The 4,993-nt window shown below is 62.6% G+C and carries 4 protein-coding genes, 1 tRNA gene and 1 pseudogene; 5 read left to right on the top strand and 1 reads right to left on the bottom strand.

Annotation, left to right across the window (positions count from 1 at the left end):
• Positions 1-391 (top strand): annotated as a pseudogene (locus tag IC66_RS0133255) (MFS transporter); the annotation flags it as partial.
• A 146-nt stretch (positions 392-537) separates the two neighbouring features.
• Here IC66_RS0133255 and IC66_RS0133250 read toward each other — a convergent pair.
• Positions 538-2,316, bottom strand: coding sequence for an acyl-CoA dehydrogenase (locus tag IC66_RS0133250; protein WP_038950534.1), 1,779 nt, complete (start codon positions 2,314-2,316; stop codon positions 538-540).
• Between the two features lie 255 nt (positions 2,317-2,571).
• On the opposite strand from IC66_RS0133250, the gene IC66_RS0133245 reads away from it, so the two are divergent.
• The 4 genes from IC66_RS0133245 to groEL all read left to right on the top strand — a co-directional run.
• Positions 2,572-2,646, top strand: a tRNA-Gln gene (locus tag IC66_RS0133245).
• A 684-nt stretch (positions 2,647-3,330) separates the two neighbouring features.
• Positions 3,331-3,591 (top strand): DUF1488 domain-containing protein, encoded by a 261-nt coding sequence (locus IC66_RS43860; protein ID WP_080670259.1) that lies wholly within the window; start codon positions 3,331-3,333, stop codon positions 3,589-3,591.
• 104 nt (positions 3,592-3,695) lie between these two features.
• Positions 3,696-4,013 carry a co-chaperone GroES gene (locus IC66_RS0133240; RefSeq protein WP_038950533.1) on the top strand — a complete coding sequence of 106 codons (318 nt, stop codon included), beginning with the start codon at positions 3,696-3,698 and terminating at the stop codon, positions 4,011-4,013.
• A gap of 141 nt (positions 4,014-4,154) precedes the next feature.
• The coding region (groEL, locus tag IC66_RS0133235; protein WP_038950531.1) for a chaperonin GroEL at positions 4,155-4,993 on the top strand (839 nt) is incomplete at its 3' end.

Below are 4,993 nucleotides of genomic sequence, written 5' to 3'. Positions count from 1 at the left end.
CCTGTTCGTCGACCGGCTCGATCCCCGGCTCGCCTGCGCGGCGTCGATGACGAGCCAGGCGGCGGCGTTGTTCGTTCTCGTGCAGAGCACGAGCCCGACCGTGCTGCTGGTGTGCTGCGCCGTCTACGGCTTCTCGATCGGCAACATGATCACGTTTCCGCCCTTGATCATCCAGCGCGAGATCGGCGCCGCCGCCTTCGCCGCCGCAATGGGACTGGGCACCTCGATCAGCGGCATCGTCAGCGCCTTCGGCCCCGGCATCGTCGGCCTCGTGCGCAGCTTGACGGGCAACTACACGATGGCGTTTGCGATGTGCGTCGTGCTTGATCTCGTGGCGGCGGGCATCGTGTTGTGGCGGCCGGGGCAGGGCAGGAAGACGGTCGCTTCGTAGCCCGGAGTTCGTAGGGTGGATTAGCCTTGCAGACGCGCAAAGCGCATCTGCAGGGCTAACCACCTCTTTTGTTCACGCAGCGGCACAAGCGGTGGGTTACGCCTACGGCTAACCCACCCTACGCATCCGTGTACTCGGCAAGCAGCTTACCCCAGCAGCACCGCATCCGCCGCCGCGACCGATTCCGCGCTCTCGGTCACGGTGCGCTCGAGCGCGCCGGCCTGCACACTGATGTTCTCGGCGAAGAAGCGTGCCAGCGAGACGTAGCGCGCGGCGTCCGTGTTGCCGTCGGCCTTGGCGGCGAGCGCCTCGGAGGCGAGCAGGCAGCCGCCGAGCGTTGAGCCGAACTGCTGCAGATAGGGTGTCGCGCCGGCAAGCGCCTCGTTCGGCGCGGACGTCACGCGCTCCAGCAGCCATTTGCTGGTGCGCGTCAAGGCCTCCAGCGCTTCGCGCAGCTTGACGCCCGTGGTGCCAAAAGCCGGATCGTTCGACGCTTCGACTTTCTTGACCGTCGCTGCGAGCTCGTCGAGCAGCGCCCAGACGGCAGCGCCGCCATTGGCCGCGAGCTTGCGCGTGACGAGGTCGATCGCCTGAATGCCGTTGGTGCCTTCGTAGATCGCGGTGATGCGGGCATCGCGATAATGCTGGGCCGCACCGGTCTCCTCGATGAAGCCCATGCCGCCATGCACCTGCACGCCGAGATAGGCGACCTCGTTGCCGATGTCGGTGGAATAGCCCTTGGCCATCGGCGTCAGCAGCGCCGCGCGCGCGGCGGCATCTGCACGCACCTTGGGGTCCCTGGCGCGCGTCGAGACGTCGATCGCGACCGCGGTCGCATAGCAGATGGTGCGCGCGGCGGCGGTCTGCGCCCGCATCCGCATCAGCATGCGCTTGACGTCGGGATGCACGAAGATCGCGTCCGAGCCGTCGCTCTTGCTGCCGACGGCGCGGCCCTGCTTGCGCTCCTGCGCATACGACAAAGCCTGCTGATAGGCGCGATCGGCGACGCCGACGCCCTCCAGGCCGACGCCGAGGCGCGCCTGATTCATCATCGTGAACATGCAGCGCATGCCCTGGTTCTCTTCGCCGATGAGGAAGCCGATGGCGCCACCATGATCGCCCATGGTCATGGTGCAGGTGGGGGAGGCATGCATGCCGAGCTTGTGCTCGACGCCGCTCGCATAGATGTCGTTGCGCTGCCCCAGCGAGCCGTCTGCATTGACCATGAACTTGGGCACGAGGAACAGCGAGATGCCTTTGGTGCCGGCGGGCGCATCGGGCAGACGCGCCAGCACGAAATGCACGATGTTGTCGGTCATGTCGTGCTCGCCATAGGTGATGAAGATCTTCGTCCCCTTGATGCGATAGGTGCCGTCGGCTTGCTTTTCGGCGCGGGTGCGCAGCGCGCCGACGTCGGAGCCGGCCTGCGGCTCGGTGAGCTGCATCGTGCCGGTCCATTCGCCGGAGACGAGCTTTTCGAGATAGATCTTCTTCAGCTCACTGCTGCCATGCGCGTCCAGCGCCTCCATCGCCGACGCCGTCAGCAGCGGGCAGAGGCCGAAGGCGAGGTTCGAGGCGCTCCAGATCTCGGTACAGGCAGCATTGATCGCGATCGGCAGGCCCTGGCCGCCGAAATCCTCCGGGCCGGACACCGCGTTCCAGCCGCCCTCGGTCCAGCGCTTGTAGGCGTCCGGCCAGCCCGGCGCGGTCGTCACCTTGCCGTCGCTGAGCTTGATGCCGTGCTCGTCGCCGACCTTGTTGAGCGGGGCCAGGACGTCGGCTGCGAACTTGCCGGCTTCCTCCAGCACGGCCGCGGCGATGTCGGCGTCGAAATCGCCGTAATGACCGGCCTCCACCGCAGCCTTGAGGCCGGCGCCGTGATTGAGCGACAGCAGCATGTCAGAAATCGGCGCGCGGTAGGTCATGGCTCACTCCCGTGGACAGGTCTTGGCGCCCTATTCCCATGAAATGGGGGAGGTCTCAATGGGGCGGGAGGGGCCGGACGGTGGCGGTCAGAACGGGGCCGTCGCGGGCCCATAAAGAGAGTGTAGCGCGGCCGATCCCGGGGCTGTGGTATTTTGCCCCTCCAGGCGGTTGAAATGCTGCGCCGCTCCCTATAGACCGGCTGCGACCAGGGGAATCTGCGGTAGCCAGTTCTTCCGCCGCCCCAGGTCGCCTGTTGGGGCGTAGCCAAGCGGTAAGGCAGCGGATTTTGATTCCGCCATTCGGAGGTTCGATCCCTCCCGCCCCAGCCAGTTGATGTTGCTCGATTAATTGCCGTCGCCGTTGCTCCATTTGGAAAAGGTGGATTCCGCCGTCCGTTGGAGACCTCGCTATCTTTGTTCGCCACGATTCACTCACAACATCTTCCAGAAACTCGAAATCGGTCACCGGACGGTGTCCGCGATTTTCGCACAACGATCGCTCGGTCCCTGAGGACGAGCTGATCACCTGTTGGATTGAGCGCAGTACGCGTGACGGTCGTAGCTTGTGAAAGGATCGCACCAAGGGCCGCCGCCCTGACATTCAGCTCGTTAGTCATTTCATCCGAGCCAACTCGCTGTTGGCTTGAGTCGATGGCGCGGGTCCGCCGAGGGGGACTACCATTGAATAACTATTGCAGCGACGATCAACAGCCCGAAAAAGATCGGCAGCAATACCGGAGGTACGAGCCACCCACTAACACTGAATCTATCGATATTCGACCTTTGGAACCGCCTTTTCAAAACGGCGGGAGCGCAACACTCTCAGTCACCGATAATAGCCAGGGACGCTCGGTGATATGAGGGGATGGTGACGCTCCGCCGAATAGCGAGGCTGGTCATAACTTAATGTCGTGGGCAGGTTGTAGTCCGATTCCAGAGTAGCCATTTACAGCTTAGCGCAGCCTGATCGCTTTCGACATCTTTTGCCCTTGCGCGGACTTGATCGGACCCACCATGATCGAGTTTCCAAATTATAGTCGTTCATATGACCGAACGCGGCATGCCGTGCGTTTTTGGGGATACGATAGCGCGCTAGAGGCATCGTTTTTCATAGAGGAAGACGCGCTGAGGCGACTTCAACCGGACGCTCACCCCAATGAAACGGGTTTCCTGAACGCATTCGATTCCAACCGTGATGTGATCTGTGCCGCCGCTGCCAGGGTGTACGTCCGCGGCAGCAGGGGTTCTTACGATCTGATCGCCGCTAATTTTTGAAATGAAGACTGACGTCTTGATGGACGCGGAAGACTCCGGTTACGAGCACGTAGCTCGTTACGACTGCCAATCCAGAAACAATCAAAAAAGCCAGGGAGAATCGCATGAAATTCCGTCCGCTCCATGACCGTGTCGTGGTCAAGCGCATTGAGGCCGAAGACAAGACCGCTGGTGGCATCATCATTCCGGACACCGCCAAGGAGAAGCCCTCCCAGGGCGAAGTCACCGCCGTCGGCCGCGGCGGCCGCGACGAAGCCGGCAAGCTGATCCCGATCGACGTGCAGGTCGGCGACCGCGTGCTGTTCGGCAAGTGGTCGGGCACCGAGGTCACGATCGACGGCCAGGAGCTGTTGATCATGAAGGAGAGCGACATCATGGGCGTTCTCACTGATCTGCCCGCTGCCAAGAAGAAGGCCGCGTAAGCGCCAGTCAGTTTTCCTTACCCTGGGATTCGGCGTAGCCGGGTTCTCGAAGGATGAGGCCCGCAATTCAAATCTCATCCCTCGAGAGCTCGCCAGTTGCGCGGGTCTTTGGGATCTGACCGGTTGAAAACGGAGACCACTATGTCAGCCAAAGAAGTCAAATTCGGCGTCGATGCCCGTGACCGCATGTTGCGCGGCGTCGAAATTCTCAACAACGCGGTAAAGGTCACGCTCGGTCCGAAGGGCCGCAACGTGGTCCTCGACAAGTCGTTCGGTGCTCCCCGGATCACCAAGGACGGCGTCACCGTCGCCAAGGAAATCGAGCTCGAAGAGAAGTTCGAGAACATGGGCGCACAGATGGTGCGTGAAGTGGCCTCGAAGGCGGCCGACGCCGCAGGCGACGGTACCACCACCGCGACCGTGTTGGCCGCAGCCATCGTGCGCGAGGGCGCCAAGGCGGTTGCCGCGGGCATGAATCCGATGGATCTCAAGCGCGGTATCGACTTGGCAGTCGACGCCGTGGTCGCCGACCTCGTCAAGAACTCCAAGAAGGTCACCTCGAACGAGGAGATCGCCCAGGTCGGCACCATCTCGGCCAACGGCGATGCGGAGATCGGCAAGTTCCTCTCCGACGCCATGAAGAAGGTCGGCAACGAGGGTGTCATCACCGTCGAGGAAGCCAAATCGCTCGAGACCGAACTCGAGGTCGTCGAGGGCATGCAGTTCGCCCGCGGCTACATCTCGCCCTACTTCGTCACCAACGCCGACAAGATGCGCGTTGAAATGGACGACGCCTATATCCTGATCTACGAGAAAAAGCTCTCCAGCCTGAACGAACTGCTTCCGCTCCTGGAAGCAATCGTACAGAGCGGCAAGCCGCTTATTATCATCGCAGAAGACGTCGAAGGCGAGGCGCTTGCCACCCTCGTCGTGAACCGCCTCCGTGGCGGCCTGAAGGTCGCGGCCGTCAAGGCTCCGGG

Origin of the sequence: Bradyrhizobium genomosp. III, from assembly GCF_000261705.1 — a bacterium.
Taxonomy (GTDB): domain Bacteria; phylum Pseudomonadota; class Alphaproteobacteria; order Rhizobiales; family Xanthobacteraceae; genus Bradyrhizobium; species Bradyrhizobium ottawaense.
This window is presented reverse-complemented; position numbering and strand designations above follow the sequence as displayed.